Annotated in this window: 19 protein-coding genes; 10 read left to right on the top strand and 9 right to left on the bottom strand. The window is 45.7% G+C overall.

Annotated elements, in window-relative coordinates; translation table 11 throughout:
• Window positions 1-96: 96 nt before the first annotated feature.
• The 3 genes from OH459_RS01565 to ompV all read left to right on the top strand — a co-directional run bounded on the left by OH459_RS01565 (window position 97) and on the right by ompV (window position 1,909).
• Window positions 97-603, top strand: coding sequence for a GNAT family N-acetyltransferase (locus tag OH459_RS01565; RefSeq protein WP_017818270.1), 507 nt, complete (start codon window positions 97-99; stop codon window positions 601-603).
• Window positions 604-722: 119 nt separating this feature from the next.
• Window positions 723-932: a hypothetical protein gene (locus OH459_RS01560; RefSeq protein ID WP_005449994.1), complete on the top strand. Its 210-nt coding sequence runs from the start codon at window positions 723-725 to the stop codon at window positions 930-932.
• Window positions 933-1,132: 200 nt separating this feature from the next.
• Window positions 1,133-1,909, top strand: coding sequence for an outer membrane protein OmpV (gene ompV / locus OH459_RS01555; protein ID WP_009695852.1), 777 nt, complete (start codon window positions 1,133-1,135; stop codon window positions 1,907-1,909).
• A gap of 77 nt (window positions 1,910-1,986) precedes the next feature.
• Here ompV and OH459_RS01550 read toward each other — a convergent pair whose 3' ends face one another.
• The 3 genes from OH459_RS01550 to OH459_RS01540 form a co-directional block, all read right to left on the bottom strand.
• On the bottom strand, window positions 1,987-3,225 hold the full coding sequence (locus tag OH459_RS01550; RefSeq protein WP_269984823.1) for a DEAD/DEAH box helicase: 1,239 nt from the start codon (window positions 3,223-3,225) through the stop codon (window positions 1,987-1,989).
• Window positions 3,226-3,380: 155 nt separating this feature from the next.
• Entirely contained in the window at window positions 3,381-3,923 is a 543-nt protein-coding gene (locus OH459_RS01545) for a peroxiredoxin-like family protein (protein WP_053052252.1), read from the bottom strand.
• A gap of 112 nt (window positions 3,924-4,035) precedes the next feature.
• Entirely contained in the window at window positions 4,036-4,569 is a 534-nt protein-coding gene (locus OH459_RS01540) for a nuclear transport factor 2 family protein (RefSeq protein WP_172581264.1), read from the bottom strand.
• A 149-nt stretch (window positions 4,570-4,718) separates the two neighbouring features.
• Between OH459_RS01540 and OH459_RS01535 the strand changes: the two genes are divergently transcribed.
• On the top strand, window positions 4,719-5,609 hold the full coding sequence (locus OH459_RS01535; RefSeq protein ID WP_269984818.1) for a LysR family transcriptional regulator: 891 nt from the start codon (window positions 4,719-4,721) through the stop codon (window positions 5,607-5,609).
• Between the two features lie 65 nt (window positions 5,610-5,674).
• Here OH459_RS01535 and sigZ read toward each other — a convergent pair whose 3' ends face one another.
• The 3 genes from sigZ to OH459_RS01520 form a co-directional block, all read right to left on the bottom strand.
• Window positions 5,675-6,235, bottom strand: a complete 561-nt coding sequence (gene sigZ, locus OH459_RS01530; RefSeq protein ID WP_005449981.1) for an RNA polymerase sigma factor SigZ — start codon at window positions 6,233-6,235, stop codon at window positions 5,675-5,677.
• Between the two features lie 167 nt (window positions 6,236-6,402).
• On the bottom strand, window positions 6,403-7,578 hold the full coding sequence (locus tag OH459_RS01525) for a MalY/PatB family protein (RefSeq protein WP_269984815.1): 1,176 nt from the start codon (window positions 7,576-7,578) through the stop codon (window positions 6,403-6,405).
• Window positions 7,579-7,737: 159 nt separating this feature from the next.
• Complete coding sequence (locus OH459_RS01520; protein WP_005449978.1) at window positions 7,738-8,082, bottom strand: hypothetical protein; 345 nt, start codon at window positions 8,080-8,082, stop codon at window positions 7,738-7,740.
• A gap of 163 nt (window positions 8,083-8,245) precedes the next feature.
• Between OH459_RS01520 and OH459_RS01515 the strand changes: the two genes are divergently transcribed.
• A complete protein-coding gene (locus OH459_RS01515; protein ID WP_269984812.1) occupies window positions 8,246-8,773 on the top strand; it encodes a DUF2975 domain-containing protein in 528 nt (175 codons plus the stop codon).
• An 11-nt stretch (window positions 8,774-8,784) separates the two neighbouring features.
• Entirely contained in the window at window positions 8,785-9,000 is a 216-nt protein-coding gene (locus tag OH459_RS01510) for a helix-turn-helix domain-containing protein (protein ID WP_005429033.1), read from the top strand.
• A gap of 109 nt (window positions 9,001-9,109) precedes the next feature.
• Here the strand turns inward: OH459_RS01510 and uxuA are convergent, their stop codons facing one another.
• The 3 genes from uxuA to OH459_RS01495 all read right to left on the bottom strand — a co-directional run bounded on the left by uxuA (window position 9,110) and on the right by OH459_RS01495 (window position 12,309).
• Window positions 9,110-10,297 (bottom strand): mannonate dehydratase, encoded by a 1,188-nt coding sequence (gene uxuA / locus OH459_RS01505; protein WP_005449973.1) that lies wholly within the window; start codon window positions 10,295-10,297, stop codon window positions 9,110-9,112.
• Between the two features lie 129 nt (window positions 10,298-10,426).
• On the bottom strand, window positions 10,427-11,218 hold the full coding sequence (locus OH459_RS01500) for an FCD domain-containing protein (RefSeq protein ID WP_005449971.1): 792 nt from the start codon (window positions 11,216-11,218) through the stop codon (window positions 10,427-10,429).
• A gap of 107 nt (window positions 11,219-11,325) precedes the next feature.
• On the bottom strand, window positions 11,326-12,309 hold the full coding sequence (locus OH459_RS01495; protein ID WP_269984806.1) for a TRAP transporter substrate-binding protein: 984 nt from the start codon (window positions 12,307-12,309) through the stop codon (window positions 11,326-11,328).
• Window positions 12,310-12,630: 321 nt separating this feature from the next.
• Between OH459_RS01495 and OH459_RS01490 the strand changes: the two genes are divergently transcribed.
• The 4 genes from OH459_RS01490 (at window position 12,631) to uxaC (ending at window position 17,443) form a co-directional block, all read left to right on the top strand.
• Window positions 12,631-13,146 carry a TRAP transporter small permease gene (locus tag OH459_RS01490; RefSeq protein WP_005449960.1) on the top strand — a complete coding sequence of 172 codons (516 nt, stop codon included), beginning with the start codon at window positions 12,631-12,633 and terminating at the stop codon, window positions 13,144-13,146.
• A gap of 11 nt (window positions 13,147-13,157) precedes the next feature.
• The gene (locus OH459_RS01485; protein ID WP_005449959.1) at window positions 13,158-14,459 is read left to right on the top strand and encodes a TRAP transporter large permease; all 1,302 of its coding nucleotides are present in this window, start codon (window positions 13,158-13,160) and stop codon (window positions 14,457-14,459) included.
• Between the two features lie 95 nt (window positions 14,460-14,554).
• Window positions 14,555-16,018 (top strand): mannitol dehydrogenase family protein, encoded by a 1,464-nt coding sequence (locus OH459_RS01480; protein ID WP_269984800.1) that lies wholly within the window; start codon window positions 14,555-14,557, stop codon window positions 16,016-16,018.
• Between the two features lie 12 nt (window positions 16,019-16,030).
• Window positions 16,031-17,443, top strand: a complete 1,413-nt coding sequence (uxaC, locus tag OH459_RS01475; protein WP_269984798.1) for a glucuronate isomerase — start codon at window positions 16,031-16,033, stop codon at window positions 17,441-17,443.
• Window positions 17,444-17,446 lie beyond the last annotated feature (3 nt).

Below are 17,446 nucleotides of genomic sequence, written 5' to 3'. Positions count from 1 at the left end.
CTGTATTTAAGCTGGAACTTAGCAATTAACAAAGGTTAATGAATCCCGTACAAATACTCTTTATGTTGTACCCAAAATAATACAAGGGGAAGCATGATGCTCGAATGGAGAATTAAGAAATTCGCAGATCTGTCTGTTCAAGAGCTTTACGATTTTTTGCAGCAAAGAGTCAATATTTTCATCGTAGACATGAACACGCCATACAGCGATTTGGATGGTAAAGATAACCATCCCGACACCTACCACGTGATGGGGTATGATAACGAACGTCTGGTGGCTTATAGTCGTATTATGCCTCCGAAACTCGGATATCCCGTTGACGTTTTACCCTTGCTGAACTCTGATGCCAATGACGTGTGTATTGGTCGCGTTATCGTTGCAGAGGACTACAGAGGGAAAAACATCGGTAACCAATTGATGCAAGTGAGTTTCGATGCCACAAGAAAGATCTACCCGACCGACAGTATTTTTATATCCGCACAAGCACACTTGAAAGACTACTACGGCAAGTTCGGCTTCGATGTTGTCACCGATAGCTACTTGGAAGATGGGTGCTCTATGTTGGGTCTTAGATACATTCCGAAAGTTGTCTGCTCAGCCTAAAAAACCATTCATCACCCTATACGTTCACTTAGAACGCTATTAGGCGTTTTATCTCAAAGCCAAAACCGTCATCACTTTGCTCTGTATCGTGTATTGAAACAAAGCAAAGGAGAAAGGCAATGAGCGGACAGTTAGTAAGATTGGTTTTAAGATGGATGCATATATTGTGTGCGCTGTTGGTGGGTGCAGCGCTTTATTCACCGCTGAAGGCAAATGAAATGTTCATGACGTTAACGTTATTTGTACTTGTTCCCGTCGTTGCTATCACAGGCGTTATGATGTGGAAGCAAGGGAAAGTCATGAAGTACCTTCACCGCAAACCCAGTTAAACCATCTCAACGGCGATAGAGATCATCTATACCAATGTCTCAACCATGCCTTCACAGCGGGCATGGTTCTACTTCTTAGCGTTTTTTAAGCGAAACCATACATTTCTTAAAGTCATCATTACACTTCCATACGCTCTGCTGATAGAGGGTTACAATTTTATTTTGTACAGTGTTCAAAACCAAACAACTGGGACAGAACAATGAACAAAACAATTATTGCATTATTAACGTTGACGGCTGCAGGCACGGCAACAGCGGGTGATACTTACATTCGTAACGGTAACATCTACAACAACGAAGGTGGCTGGATGGTCGAAGCTGGCGTAGTACAAGCGAGCGATCTTTTCAAAGACCAAAAACACAACACTGCGCCAGTTCTAAACGGTGGCTACCATGGTGAAGACTTCAACGCTGATTTAGGCGGTATTAACTACCGTTTCCTAGGTGACAACGATGAACTACTTAACATGAGTGCTTACGTGGTAGGTAGCGGTGTACCTCGTGATAGCGATGTAGCGAAAAGCCTAAAAGGTACGAAACGACGTGATATCGCGATCGATCTAGGTTTGAACGCAGATTTCAGACTTGATCCAAACAACGTGATCTCAACTTACCTACAACATGATGTATCAGGTGCTTACAAAGGCTTCCAAGGTGGTGCTACTTACTTCCATATCATGAATATCGGTAATGTTGATTTCGTACCATTTGCGAGCGTGTCTTACCAAAGCAAAGATTACGTTGATTACTACTTCGGTGTAACAGACAAAGAAGCACGTGCAAACCGCAAAGCATACAAAGGCGATGCAACCGTAAACTACGGTTTAGGTTACAAACTGGTAGTGCCAATCACTGAGCACTGGCAAATCAGCCAAGTATCACAATACACTCGTCTAGGTAGTGGCATCAGCGATTCTTCTATCGTAGACAGTGCAAACCAATGGGCAGTAGGCGCGACAGTTTCTTACAACTTCTAAGCACTACCCCTATTTAGACACACACTCCATTTAATTAAAAAGCCATCATTACGATGGCTTTTTTTATTTGGTTTTGCTCATTTAGCTTTAGGCGCTTGGCGTTTCGGCCTGCCTTGAAACTGCTTAATGCTCTTTTTGGCATTGGTTCGGCGATTGGCTTTTTTATCACGTGGAGCACGCTTGCTTTCGCCTGTTGATGGCTTATCCGTTACAGGGAAACCTTCAAGGTCTTGCGTTGGCAATTCACGTTGCGTCAAGTTACGGATCGCTGTAAGCGCTTCGGTTTCTCCATGGCAGACCAGCGACATTGCAACACCTTGCTCGCCCGCACGGGCTGTGCGCCCAACTCGGTGAACGTAAGTCTCAGCGTGCATTGGCAACTCAAAGTTAATCACTACTGGTAGTTGCTCGATGTGAATACCGCGAGCTAATAGATCGGTAGCGATCAACACCTGTGTTTGCCCGGACTTAAACTGCGCCAGCGCTTCTTCTCGCTCTGCTTGGCTCTTATTGCCGTGCAGCGCATTGGTTGTGATTCCAGCTTTGTTCAATTTCTTCGCCAAACCATCAGCGTTCTCTTTCGCACCAATAAATACCAATACCTGCACCCATGCATTTTGCTTGATCAGTTCAATCAACGCTTTGGTTTTGCTGCCTTTGTTGACGAGATACAGCGTTTCGGCAATATCTCGATTGGTGCTGTTTTCTTGATGCGCTGCTACCTGTTTTGGTGCGTGCATGAGTTGCTTGGCTTTGCCCTTCAACTCATCAGAAAACGTTGCTGAGAACATCGCGGTTTGACGCTGGTTTGAAATCTGCCCTGCAATATTTTGCACGTCTGACCAAAAGCCCATATCCAGCAAACGATCCGCTTCATCCAACACTAGATAATGGATATTACTCAGAACCAAACCGTTGTTCACCAGATCAACTAAACGACCGGTTGTCGCCACAAGAATGTGGGGATTTGACGCAAGTGCTTGTAGTTGCTGCTCTTTATCAACACCACCACACAAACACACTGCGTTGAGACCAATAGATTGACCAACTTGGTTAATCGCCTCGCTCACTTGTATCGCCAGTTCACGTGTAGGTACTAGAATCAGCGCTTTTTGCTCTGGATTTACACTTAGCTTTTCCAACAAAGGCAAACCATACGCAAGGGTTTTACCACTGCCTGTATTTGCCAATGCCAACACATCTTTACCACTGAGTAGCTCAGGAATAGCCAAAGCCTGAATATCAGTTGGCTTCTTAAAGTCTTTTGGCAGTGCGTGAATCAGCTCAGAACTCAAAGAGAGAGTAGAAAATGGCATTAGCTTAACCTTGTGCTTTTGATTGAAGAGGCAGTAAAAGATGCGGTAAATCGCAGGCGCGGACTTTACCACAATCTAGGAGACGAACAATCCAATTTTAGAAGAGGAAGTCTGCGAACGTCGTTGGTTTTTAATGCCTCAAACCAAAACAGTGATTAGATTGCCGCTTGGTAGGTACCACGAATAGGGTAATCATTTTCTGGGTTACGGATAAACGCCAACCCTGAGAGCAAGACTTCTAGGTCAGGTCGAGCGAATGGACCGTTGGAAATATCGACTAACTGAACTTGTCCTTTACTGTTCACCACAAACAAACCTGGCTCTGCAAAGAGATGGTCTGTCTCTTTTTCTGAGCGAGGCTCCGAGATATACAAACCTAGCGTTTGCATCTGCTCTACTGTCAAACCATAAGCCACTGGGAACGTGACGATCAGTTGCTCCTTATGCTGCTCTAGCTGTGCTTGGCTATCTGCGGACACCGCTACGATATCCATCCCGAGTTGTAAGAATCGCGCTTTTAGTGTCTCTAGTTGGTTGAGATAGCGAGTACACAAAGGGCAATGTTTGCCACGGTAAACCACCACTAAACGCCAATCGACATTCTCTGAAGGCTTACCTAGCACGATTGTATCGCCATTTAACGTTGGTAGAGTGATAGAGGGAAACAAATCACCTGCGGTAAATTTCGTCGTTGTCATTATTCAGTCCTATTTACTTCACATTGTTCACGGTAAAGCGGGCGCGACACAGGTTGGAGTGGAGGGCATTGCTGCCCTCACATGTCGCGCCCTAATCAAGAGACCGGAGTTATCATCGAATGTATTCGTAACTTTCGTCAGATTTATTGCGTTTACCTACGTACTTATCTTCAAAGTTTGGGGACCACACTGCGCTCGCATCTTGGTTTTGGTTCCAATCAAAAGCGGTAAAGCGGTGCACCATTTTCCAAACACCATCACGACGTTCAAAACGGTACAGGTGGCGACCACCTAAAATGCCTTCTTTGTCCACGCCATCTTCTTCATGCACGTGGTACGCCCACACATAGCTCTCTGCAGTCGCTGTATCACCATCCACTTCGATGAGAACGTTACTGATGCGGTGCTGTGTAATTTTGATAGCTTCAAATCCTTTCATTGCTGGTTCAACAAAAGCGTGGGCATTGTCGTTATAGAAAAACAAATCTGGAAAGATTGGATCTTGATGGTCTTCAATGGCATCTTCCCAGTAAGTGGACTTCATCAGCTCTGCGTCCATACGATCTAAAGAGCGAGCATGGCGGAAAATCACTTCAGTAATATCTTGTTTATCAAGTAGTAGTTGCAGTTTTTGTTGCATGTCCATAAGCGCCTCCATTGGCGAATCAATCTTGGTTAATCTTTCTTACCGATTTGTCTTTCGGCTTGGGATGTATCTTAGAACCAACCAATACCGACTAAAACTGAGCTACAATGACTAGCATCTATGCTTATTTGGAATAATTGAGAACACTAATGGACCAACTAAGTGCAATGCGCGCATTTGTTCGAGTGGTACAAACGGGCAGCTTTTCTGCCACGGGCCGTGAGATGAATACCTCACAAACGACGATCAGTAAAAAAGTGGCAGCGTTAGAAAAGAAAATCGGCGTAAAACTCCTCGCTCGAAGCAGTCGCGATCATGCTTTAACGCCTGCGGGCGCGAAGTATTATCAAACTTGCGTGGATATTTTAGGTGAACTGGATGAAGCCGAAGCTGAGGCAAGATCGGAGGTGGCTTCTCCCCAAGGGACGATTCGTATCTCAGCACCAGTGGCGTTTGGTCGCATTCTACTTGCCCCTATCATGGCAGAGTTTTTCCAACGTTATCCTGATATCAACGTGGATTTACAGCTCAGTGACCAGCACACCGACTTGATCAGTGATGGGATAGATGTCGCAATTCGAGCTAAACAACTGGAAGACTCGACGTTGATTGCGCGCCATTTGTTTGATAACCCAATGCTCGTTTTAGCGGCGCCGAGTTATTTACAACAGCACGGTGCACCCAAAACTCTTGAAGACTTAAAACAACACAATTGTTTGGTTTATTCGCGGATGAAAGACATTAATGTATGGAGCTTTACCAAGCAAAATCAGAAACATGCCGTGGCGGTAAATGGTAATTTTCAAAGCGACAATGGGGATGTATTACTAGAGGTTGCATTAACTGGAATGGGGATAGTCACTCTTCCGATTTGGATGGTTGAACATCACTTAAAAGAAGGGCGACTTACGCAGTTGATGAACGACTACACAGGGCAAAATTTACCGTTCAATGCTGTGTACTTACAAAGCCGTTATACACCTCTTAAGGTTCGTTGCTTGATTGATTTTCTCAAAGAAAAGCTTCCCAACAGCGAGTAGAAACAAAAAAACGCAGAACCAAAACTCTGCGCTTTTACATTGTAAATCGAGCGGATATTTTAGCTTTATGCCACTTCAGCACTATACATTTGAGCCATGTGAAGGCACTGCGGTTCTGGTGAGAAATCAACGATACCTCCTCGCCCAGCTTCAACATTACAGTACTCAACTAACAAGGCTTTGAGCTTAACTCGACCGCGCTGAATTCGGCTTTTAGTCGCAGAAAGCGAAAGCCCCAACTGATCCGCTACCATTTGTTGAGGCAAACCATCGAGTTCAGACAAAGTCATGGCTTGGCGATATTTCTCTGGTAGGCACTCAAACATTGGACGCAAACAATGCCCCATGGTTTGTAGATTCTCCAGCTCTATCGGCATTTCCTCTTCAATCTGATTGTCTATCAGCTCTTCATAACTTTGCTGCGTACGATAGTGATCCATGATCGCGTTGTGCGTGATGCGATATAACCAACTTTTAATTTTGCTTCGCGCTTCTAACTGGTCGATCTTTTGACTCGCCTTGATATACACCTCTTGCAAAATGTCATCGGCTAAATCTGGATCACTGGTCTGTTTGACAATGTAGTTTTTGAGCTGCTCTTTGTGCGTCAACCACTCTGCTAACATACGACGGTCTCTATACATAAAAAGATAATTCGATATTAATCGAAATATAAACCGTATGGCAAGTATGACATAGACCGCTAAGACTCAGACTCAACCGCGCCATCTGCTAGCGCTTTGATACCTTTAGTGATGGTTTGTGTCATCGTTTTATTCTCCTACCACTTCACTTATTTACGTTTATCGACAGCGGCTTTAAGCAACTCAAACGAGGTTTGAATTTGCTCTAAAGAACAAGCGAAGTTCATGCGGTAGTAGTTTTCATTGGGTTCACCAAACCAAGTACCTGGCGTTAGCGCCATTTTGGCTTCTTCTGTCAGCAAGGTTTTTAACTGAGAAGATTCCAGTTCTAAACCAGAAAAATCCAACCAAATTTGGTTGGTTCCTTGTGGCAGGAACGCTTTCACCTGTGGCAAGTTGTGCTCAATAAACTCAATAATCCAGTTACGATTGTTTTGCGTGTAGGCATGAAAACCTTCAAACCACTCTTTACCTTGTTGGTAAGCCGCAATCGTCGCGTAAGTGGTAAACGCATTGCCATGATCGATAGACAGTGAAGCCGACGTCGCTTTGATTTTCTCGAAAAGTGCTTGGTTGTCGCTGTAAATATAACCGTTAGAGATGCTGTTCAAACCAAAATTTTTCGCCGGCGAGCCAATGATCGTCAGGCTGTTTTCATAACATAATGAAGTCATACTGGTAAAGTTGGAACCTTCAAACACAATGTCGGCATGCACTTCATCGCTGATGATCATCACCTTGTATTTCTCAGCTAACGCCACCATGCGCTCTAGTTCTGCTTTGGTCCAAACACGCCCCACTGGGTTATGAGGGTTGCACAGCAAAATCATTTGCACTTCACCACTTTTCAACTGATTTTCAAGCAGCTCAAAGTCCATCACGTAGTAGTCGTTTTCAATTTTCATTGTGTTGCCCACAACAGTACGACCCGCAGATTCAATTAAACGTCGGAATTGATGATAAACCGGTGTCTGGATCAGAACGCCCTCACCTTCTTTGGTGAACTCGCGAATCAGTAGCGCAATCGCACTCAGTACGCCCGGCACTTGAACAAAGTTATCAGTGCTAAGCTCAAGACCATGCAAATCCTTATTCCAATCAGCAATGGATTGAAAGACCATCTTACTATCAAACTCGTATGAGAAGGTTTCACGGCTGACAAGTTGCTGCATCGCTTGCGAAATAGGTGATGCAATAGGAAAGTCCATATCGGCAATCCAATACGGTACGACTTGGTCTGTTCCGTACACTTGGTTGAGCATTTGGCTATCGTGCTTGATGAATTTATCTTTAATGTCTGAACGCGTTGGTTGCGGCTTGAACATGGAATTCTCCGGTCAAAATAGTTGTGTCTAATAAGACGACATCGCAAAGAAAAAGACGCAGATTATTTGCAACTCTTCATTATAAAAGTGACTTTCGATCACTTTTTACGCCAAGAATCATAGTGTTAAAGAGCAAAAATTCACAATAAATAACTGTGGTTAATCAAAATCCCATGAGAAGCCAACACTAACATCGCCATCGTCGTTCGACTGCATGCGGGTTTTAATGTTGCTGTTTGGAAAATGCGTGATGTAGCACTCGACGTTTTTCTTTTTGTTCGCATCGGCAAGAGATGTGAATTGCTCTTCTGTCCCTCTCGTACATTTATCATCGGTAAACGCGTCATGTTTTGGCGTTGTATCCAGCGCGTATGGAGAACTCTCCCATGTATTGCTCTCTTCAAGATTGTAGTCTTTTGCCAAATCATCCAAAAAAATACCCTCAGCTAAGCTAGGAGCAGATACCGTTAGCAACGTCGTTGTAAAAAAAATCGCCTTATTCATTCCCCGTACCTTTATTCATCAATTTTATAAATCCACTTGGCAACATTAAATACTCGCATTAAGAAAAGCAATAAAAACTTATCGTAAAACGATAAGTTTTTATTGCGATATTATTTTTAACTGATTAGGATGAGCGAAAATTAAATCTGATATGAGGTTTGTCATGTCTCAACATTCCATAAGCAACTTTAGTCGTAAGCTACTTATCCTATTTTGGTTTTCTATGATCTTCACAGTTGTGCTCAATACCGTCTTTTGGTTTGGGGCAACTATGTTTGATGCGGAGTGGTTTCACGCCACCTTTCCTATTGAAGTGGCGCTCCCTCTTTCCGTTACGCGTTCTATAATTGGCTACTTCCCAAGCATGATCTCAACACTACTGACAGTGGCCTTACTGTGGCAGCTCATCGTCCTTTTCCGTTTGTATGAGAAAGGGCATATTTTTGAACGCCAAAATACGGAGTGTTTCAAGAAACTCAGCTACTTACTGATCGCAACACCGTTTATTGAAGTCACGATGGACGTGCTTCTTAGCTTGGCTTTGTCGTACAATGACGGGAATTGGAATGTGTCAGCGGAAGTAGACGACAGCGACATTACTATGATGGTCATCGGTTTTATTGTCCGAGTCATCGCTGTAGTGATGGATAGAGCAGTCGAGCTACAAGAAGAAAGTGAGCTGACAATTTAAGTGAATGGTATATGGCGATTGTAATCAACTTGGATGTAATGCTGGCAAAACGGAAGATGCGCTCTAATGAACTAGCGAAGCTCATTGGTATTACTGAACAAAACTTATCGGTACTCAAAAATGGTCGTGCTAAGGCGGTTAAGTTAGCCACTTTGGAAGCCATATGTACACATTTAAATTGCCAACCAGGTGATATTTTAGAGTTTGTGCCGGATGACGACGATTAACACCCTTCATCCCTAATCAGCTTAAATAAAAACCGAAGCATTACGCTTCGGTTTTTTGCTTTTATTAATATGGTTTGATGACACTCTCTGGTGTGCTTAATAAATTCAATTACTTAGTGTAGAAAGCGCGTTTTAGTGCCATCTCTAGACCACGCACTTCCGCAAGACCTTTCAAGCGACCGATGGCTGAGTAGCCTGGGTTGGTCTTCTTCTTCAAATCATCCAGCATTTGGTGACCATGGTCAGGACGCATAGGAATTAAACGGTGATCGCCCACTTCTGCGCGGCGTTGTTCTTCATCCAAAATTGCCATCACCACATTGTACATATCCACATCGCCATCAAGATGCGCCGCTTCGTGGAATGTCATCGGGTTGCTTTCTTCACGTTTGGTTGAACGCAAGTGAGTGAAGTAAACACGGTCACCGTGCTTTTTAATCATTTTCACTAGGTCGTTGTCACCACGAACACCGTAAGAACCGGTACACATGGTTAAACCATTCATTTTGCTTGGTACTTTTTCAGTCAACCAATCAATATCTTCGATGGTTGACACAATTCGTGGCAGGCCAAGAATTGGGCGCGGTGGATCGTCTGGGTGTACCGCCAATTTCAAACCATGCGCTTCACACACTGGCATGAGTTCTGCCAAGAAGTGCGCCATGTGCTCACGGAGTTTGTCTTTGCTGATGCCCGAGTAACGGTCCAATTGTGCTTGGAACTCTTCTAGCGTGTAACCTTCTTCTGCGCCCGGCAAACCAGCAATGATGTTGCTTGTCAGTTGTTGAATTTGATCCGCCGTCATGTTGTTGAAGTATTCAAGGGCTTGCGCTTGCTCAGCTTCGGTATAATCCGCTTCTGCGCCCGGACGCTTAAGAATATGCAGCTCAAATGCCGCAAATGCGATTTGGTCAAAGCGTAGCGCTTTAGAGCCATCCGGCATTTCAAATTCAAGGTCAGTACGTGTCCAGTCGAGTACTGGCATAAAGTTGTAGCAGACCGTATCTACGCCGCACTCAGCAAGATTACGCAGCGTTTGTTTGTAGTTGTCGATCCATTGTTGGAAGTTGCCCGTCTGAGTTTTGATTTCTTCGTGAACAGGAACACTTTCAACCACCGACCACGTTAAGCCTTTCTCTTCGATGATGGCTTTACGTTTTAAAATCTCTTCTTTAGACCACACTTCACCATTTGGAATGTGATGCAAGGCATTCACAATGCCTGTTGCGCCTGCTTGACGAATATCGTCTAGCGACACAGGGTCATTCGGACCGTACCAACGCCAAGTTTGTTCCATGACACTCACCTTTTTTAAGACGCACTCAGCCCGCTCGAATTTATCAAGCTAAGTGCACAACGACTTCTTAATATGCAGCCACGATAATGCAGCTGCGCTGACTAGAGCCGACCGAAGCCGGCAATGTGGTTAACCGTTTTCAGCGCCCTGCAGAACAACAGGGTTGGAACTGAATAAGTAACCATCAAAATTCGGGTCATCGATGTCAGACAGCTCCAACAGGCGCTGTTTAACGTTTTCAAGGTGTTGCCACATGGCATTTTTTGCAGCGATTGGATCTTTACGCTGCAATGCGGCAAGGATTTTGGCGTGATCGTCTAACCACTCTTCACGGTAGTCTTGACCAGCAATGTGAGAATGAAGTTTATTCCACATTGGGCTGCTCTCACGTCGCTCCCAAGATTGCTTCAGCATGTCCACCAGCACAGAGTTTTGAGTTGCCTCTGCAATGCACATATGAAACTTCTCATCACCGTTACAATCTGCGGTACCGCTGGCGAGTTCTTCTCGTTCTAACTCAAGGGCTGCACGCATTTTCACGATGTCGCCTGGCGTTACTTGCATCGCTGCAAATTCCGCAATGTTACTTTCAAGTAACTGGCGAGCTTGGAGCATTTCAAACGGACCGGCATCATCGCTGATCACGTTCTCACGGGAGTTCGGTTGAGATGGAATATTGATAACATACACCCCAGAACCTTTCTTCACTTCGACAAGGTTTTCCAGCTCCAGCATGATGATCGCTTCACGCACTACTGTGCGGCTAACGTCGAGACGTTCTGCGATATCGCGCTCAGGCGGCAGCCTATCTCCGACCACGTAACGGCCATTGATAAGTTCTTGTCTAAGGACTAAACCGATCTCTTGATACGGTCTTTTCGGTTCAAAAGGCATCATGATGATATTATCACTATATTCCATCTAACTTCTCACGCCATCATAACGACCAATAACAATTGGTCAACCTCTATGTACCAGAATGTGGTAACACCTTGTTTTCGATTGTTTATTACTAATTACTTTGTGAATTACTTAACTGCTTTGATCTTCTCAACCAGTTCATTTAATTCAGGATTTGTCTTTTCTAAGTCCGCGTACATTGGTTGAACCGCTTCAACGAATGCTGCTTTATTTGGTTCAACAAAAGTTACGCCCATCTTTTCAGCTTTTGTACGCTCTTTTGCTTCTGACTCAGCCCACAATTTCTTCATGTATTCAGAAGAGTCTGCTGCTGCTTTCATCAGTGCTTTTTGCTGCTCAGGTGTTAGCTTGTCGTACGTTTTAGTCGAAATAACCAATACGTCTGGCACCATTGTGTGCTCGTCTAGGCTGAAGTATTTCGATACCTCACTGTGACGGCTCAAGCTAAATGATGGGATGTTGTTTTCCGCAGCATCCACCACGCCTTGTTGTAATGCTGTGTATAGCTCACCGTATGCCAATGGTGTTGGGTTACCACCTAACGCTTTTACCATCGCAATCGCAGATGGGCTCGGCTGTACACGCACTTTCAGACCTTTTAGATCTTCAGGCGTATTGATTGGCTTGTTGGTGTAAAAGCTACGAGCACCAGCATCGTAGTAAGTCACACCAATAAAGCCGCTGTCTGCTGAAGAATTCAGGATTTCACGACCTACTTCACCGTCGGTCACTTTGTAGTAGTGGTCTTTATCGCGGAACAAGTAAGGCATGTTGAATGCCGCATAAGCTGGGGAGAAAGCTTCCAATTCTGCCGCGTTACTCTTCACCATATCCAGAGCACCGTTTTGCATTAGCTCCATCGATTCACGCTGAGTGCCTAGCTGCGCATCAGGGTAGATACGGATACGAACTTCACCGTCTGTCATTTCACGAACTTCTTTTGCCATAAAGTCCATTGCTTTATGTACTGCATGGTCACGAGGGTGGTTGTGACTTAGCTTCAAAGTGGTCGCAGCATGAGCAGAAGCAGTGGCGCCGAAGGTCATTGCAGCACCTACTACAGCGCTTAAAAGAGTCTTACGCGTCATCATTGTTCTATTCTCCTTGGATTGGTTGTCCAATATGTAGGGTAGTTTTAATTTTTCACGGTATTTCTTGTTTCGAGGTCATTATTGGCGATCGAAAAACCTATCGTCAAAACAAAAAAGCAAATTGATTGACCAAAATCACAATAAGAACCCTTAAATTGGTCAACCAATCCATTTGTGAACCTGCTCACGTGACAACCAAATCGGCTAACTTATAATCCGACCAGAAAGATTAGCGTATGTTACTGCCCTACACAGAAACACATTCTTACATTGGTAAACCAATTGTTATGAGATACGCGTATTTACTGAAAGGAAACTAAAATGAATAAATTGGTCAAATACATAAATAGAGGGTTGGCCGCCTTTACCATCTCTCTGTCGACCTTCCTCGTTTTTTGCGTGGTCTGGCAAGTGCTATCTCGTTACGTTATTGGTAGACCAAGTACCGTGACCGATGAACTTGCTCGTTATCTCTTTATGTGGGTAGCCCTTATTGGTGCCGCATACACCACTGGTCTGAAACGTCACCTTGCTATCGACTTGCTGACAATGAAGCTGCAAGGCAAACGCAAACTCATCAATGAAATCGTCATCCAAATTGCCATTGCCCTGTTCTCTTACGTGGTATTGGTTCACGGCGGTACTCAACTGGCGATGAAAACACTGGCTACGGGTCAGTTAACGCCAGCACTAGGCTTGGAAATGGGCTACATCTACTTCTGCCTTCCAATTAGTGGCGCACTGATGATCTTCTACTCGGCGGTATTTGCTTTTGACCGCATCAAACAATTGACGTCTGGTGAAGCCCTACTCACCGACACCCAACTTGATCAATAGAGGGTTCCACAATGGAATGGCAATTAATTCTTACCCTATTCGGTAGCTTCGCAGTCCTGCTTGCGATTGGTGTACCGGTCTCTTTTGCTATCGGCTTGTCGTCGTTAGCGACCATTTTAATGAGCTTACCGTTAGAGCCTGCTATCGCCGTTGTGGCGCAGCGTATGGCGGCGGGTCTTGATAACTTCGCCCTATTGGCAATCCCGTTCTTTATCTTGGCGGGCAACATCATGAACCAAGGCGGTATCGCACTTCGCCTGATTAACTTTGCTAAAGTTTTAGGTGGCCGTCTTCCTGGTTCTCTAGCACACGTAAACGTGATGGCGAACATGATGTTTGGCTCTATTTCTGGCTCAGCGGTTGCGTCTGCTGCAGCGGTTGGCGGTACTATGTCTCCACTGCAAAAGAAAGACGGTTACGATGAAAACTTCTCTGCCGCAGTAAACATTACGTCTTGTCCTTCTGGTTTGTTGATCCCACCAAGTAACACACTGATCGTGTTCTCATTAGTGTCTGGTGGTACGTCTATCGCAGCATTGTTCCTAGCGGGTTACATTCCTGGCATCTTGATGGGTCTGAGCATCATGGTAGTGGCAGGCATTATTGCGAAACGTCGTGGTTACCCAATCGCAGCACGCCCTTCTCTTGCAATGGTTTGGGATACGTTCTTAAAAGCAGCGCCATCTCTGGCACTGATTGTGATCATCATGGGTGGCATTATCGGCGGTATCTTCACCGCAACAGAAGCCTCAGCTATCGCGGTGGTGTACACCTTCGCCCTTGCAGTACTGATTTACCGTGAAGTGAAATGGCGAGACCTTCCTAAGATCATCCTAGAATCTGCAGTCACCACCTCTATCGTATTGCTGTTGGTTGGCGCATCTATGGGTATGTCTTGGGCAATGGCAAACGCTGATATTCCTTACATGATCGCAGACGCTCTACTGGCTATTTCAGATAACCCACTGATGATTCTTCTGATCATCAACATCATTCTGCTGATTGTTGGTATCTTCATGGATATGACACCAGCGGTACTGATCTTTACGCCAATTTTCCTACCAATCGCGCTGGATATGGGCATCGACCCAGTGCACTTCGGCATCATGATGACGTTCAACTTGGCTATCGGTATCTGTACCCCACCAGTAGGTAGCGCGTTGTTCATCGGTTGTTCTGTGGCGAACGTTGCCATCGACAAAGTGATTAAGCCTCTACTTCCATTCTACGTTGCACTGATTGCGGCACTAATGGCAGTGACCTTTATTCCTGAACTAAGCCTGTTCTTGCCTAACCTTGTTCTTGGCTACTAAGCGCTTAGTGACAAGCTCTAGAGTTACGATCTCTAGATTCGAATGATTAAAATAAACCATCCCGCAGGTTCGCCTGCGGGAAAAGGGATACCAAAATGAAGACTATTTCGAATTCCACTCTGAATGACCACGTTCTGCTTCCGGACTACGACCGCTCAACGCTTAAAAGCCGTATTGTTCACCTTGGTTTTGGTGCATTCCACCGAGCGCACCAAGCTCTATTCACCAATGAAATGCTAAGCAAAACAGGCTCGGATTGGGGCATTTGCGAAATCAACCTATTTGGTGGTGAAGAGTTAATTCAATCGCTGCGCGCACAAGACCACCTCTATACAGTGGCAGAGAAAGGCGCAGGATCGACAGAGGTAAAAGTGATTGGATCAGTGACCGAATCACTCCACCCAAGCCTCGACAGCATTCAAGCGGTGTTAGAAAAAATGACAGAGCCACAAGTGGCGATCGTTTCAATGACGATTACCGAGAAAGGCTACTGCGCTGACCCAGCGACGGGCACGCTTGATAAAAACAATCCGCTAGTCATTGCTGACCTTGCCAACCCAACTGAGCCAAAATCAGCATTGGGTTACATCGTGCAAGCACTGAAGATGCGCCGTGAACGCGGTCTGACGCCATTTACCGTGATGTCTTGCGATAACGTGCAAGAGAACGGTCACGTAGCAAAAGCAGCGGTACTTGAGTTCGCTCAACTGCTCGACCCAGAATTGTGTGACTGGATTGAAACCAACGTTACCTTCCCTTGCACCATGGTTGACCGCATTGTGCCAGCAGCAACCGAAGAGACACTGACCGAAATCGCTGAGCTACTTGGCTGTGAAGACCCGTGTGGCATCGCTTGTGAACCATTCCGCCAATGGGTTATCGAGGATAACTTCGTGGCAGGTCGCCCGGATTGGAACGTGGCTGGCGCAGAATTTGTTGCCGACGTTGTGCCTTACGAAGAAATGAAGCTGCGCATGCTAAATGGTAGCCACTCGTTCCTAGCCTACCTAGGTTACCTTGGCGGTTACGCGCACATCTCTGACACCATGACAGATGAAGGCTACCGCAAAGCGGCATTCGACATGATGATGCAAGCGCAAGCCCCTTCGCTGACCATGCCAGAAGGCACCGATTTAGAAGGCTACGCCAAGCTGCTTATCGAGCGCTTCACTAACCCAAGCTTGAAACACAAAACATGGCAAATCGCGATGGATGGCAGCCAGAAGATCCCACAACGTATGGGCGGCAGCTTACGATTCCATCTTGCTCAAGGTTCTAACTTCTCTTGGTTGGCAACAGCAATTGCAGGTTGGATGCGCTACGTATCCGGCGTGGATGAGCAAGGCAACGACATTGATGTTCGCGATCCAATGGCAGAGACACTACGTCAGATCTGCGACCAACACAGCTTGAACGTTTCTGTTGTGCCTGCGTTGCTCGCTGTTGAAGCCATCTTCCCTGCAGAGCTTGGTCAAAACCCACAAGTGATTGATGCGGTGAGCAGTGCTTACCAATCTCTAATCGATAACGGTGCTCGTGCCACTGTCGCTGCGTTGTAATAGGAGTTAACGATGAAGAATTTCTTGTGTGAAGACTTTTTACTCTCAAACGAAACTGCACGCCGCTTGTACCATGAGCATGCGTTCCACCAGCCAATTTATGATTACCACTGCCACCTAAACCCAGCGGAAGTGGCGCAAAATCGTCAGTTCGATAACTTGGGTCAAATCTGGCTTGAAGGCGATCACTACAAATGGCGTGGTATGCGCTCGGCAGGCATTGAAGAGCGTTTGATTACGGGTGATGCGAGCGATTACGACAAATACATGGCGTGGGCGAAGACGGTTCCTCAAACCTTGGGCAACCCGCTTTACCACTGGACGCACTTAGAACTGCGTCGCCCATTCGGCATTACCAATACGCTGTTTAGCCCAGACACCGCTGACCAAATTTGGCATCAATGTAATGAGCTGCTTGCGACACCTGAGTTCACAGCTCGCGGCATCATGCAGCAAATGAACGTCGTAATGGCGGGCACAACCGATGATCCTATTGATTCACTAGAACACCACAAAGCGATCGCAGAAGACGGCACCTTTAACGTCAAAGTGCTGCCGAGTTGGCGTCCAGATAAAGCGTTCAAGATTGAATTGGACATGTTTGCGGATTACATGCACAAACTGGGCGAAGTAGCAGACATTGAAATTCGCCGCTTTGATGATTTATTGAGTGCGCTTGATAAACGTTTGGCACACTTCGATGCACATGGCTGTCGTGCGGCAGACCACGGCATTGAGATCGTCCGTTACGCGCCAATTCCAAGCGAAGCTGATTTAGATGCGTTGCTTGTCCGTCGTTTGAGTGGCGAAGTATTGTCAGAGCTTGAATGTGCGCAATTCTCTACCGCAGTTCAAGTTTGGCTCGGCAAACGCTACGCACAATTGGGTTGGGTAATGCAGCTTCATATTGGCGCGCAGCGCAACAACAGCACACGCATGTTCCAACTGTTAGGTGCCGACGCTGGATTTGACTCGATTGGCGATCGCCCATTTGCTTTTGAACTGGCACATCTACTGGATGAAATGGACCAAACCAACGAACTGCCTCGTACCATTCTTTACTGTTTGAACCCTCGTGATAACGAAATGATGGCGACCATGATTGGTAACTTCCAAGGTGGCGGCATCTCGGGCAAAGTGCAGTTTGGCTCAGGTTGGTGGTTCAACGATCAGAAAGACGGCATGCAACGCCAAATGGAACAGCTTTCTCAACTTGGTTTGCTCAGCCAATTCGTCGGCATGTTAACGGACTCGCGCAGCTTCTTGTCTTACACTCGTCACGAATACTTCCGTCGCATCTTGTGTGACATGGTCGGTCGTTGGGCAGAGAACGGCGAAGTTCCAAATGACCTATCGTTGCTTGGTCCTATGGTCGAAGACATCTGTTTTGGTAACGCAAAACGCTACTTTGAAGAGAGGGCGTAACCA

The sequence above is a fragment of the Vibrio sp. MM46 genome (genome assembly GCF_027587135.1).
Classification (GTDB): Bacteria; Pseudomonadota; Gammaproteobacteria; order Enterobacterales; family Vibrionaceae; genus Vibrio; species Vibrio harveyi.
This window is presented reverse-complemented; position numbering and strand designations above follow the sequence as displayed.